The organism is Citrobacter sp. L55 (assembly GCF_002850715.1).
Lineage (GTDB): Bacteria > Pseudomonadota > Gammaproteobacteria > Enterobacterales > Enterobacteriaceae > Citrobacter > Citrobacter braakii.
The window spans coordinates 1-290 of sequence record NZ_KZ559463.1 but is presented as its reverse complement, the minus strand read 5'-3'; the positions used below and the strand labels follow the sequence as shown (position 1 = coordinate 290).

Below are 290 nucleotides of genomic sequence, written 5' to 3'. Positions count from 1 at the left end.
AATTTTTCTGCTAAACCAATGCCATGCTCTAAAGCTTTTTGGCTGGGCGTATCAGGCAATGTATATCCACTCTGGATAATGGCTTTATGGAACAATCCTGCTGCCAGGGGAGAGGCCATTAATGACATGACACTACGAGCACCTGCGGACCCACCAAATAACGTAATATTTGTCGGGTCACCACCAAATTCTGAGATATTCTCCCGGACCCATTGCAATGCTGAAATCTGATCGAGCAAGGCAAAATTATGAACACAATCTTCATCTTCAAGGGCTGGATGAGCGAAAAA

At 44.5% G+C, this 290-nt stretch carries 1 protein-coding gene; it reads right to left on the bottom strand.

From position 1 onward, the window contains the following. Window positions 1-290 (bottom strand): carboxylesterase family protein (locus B9P82_RS28170; protein ID WP_168188483.1); only part of this gene is annotated, 290 nt, incomplete at both ends.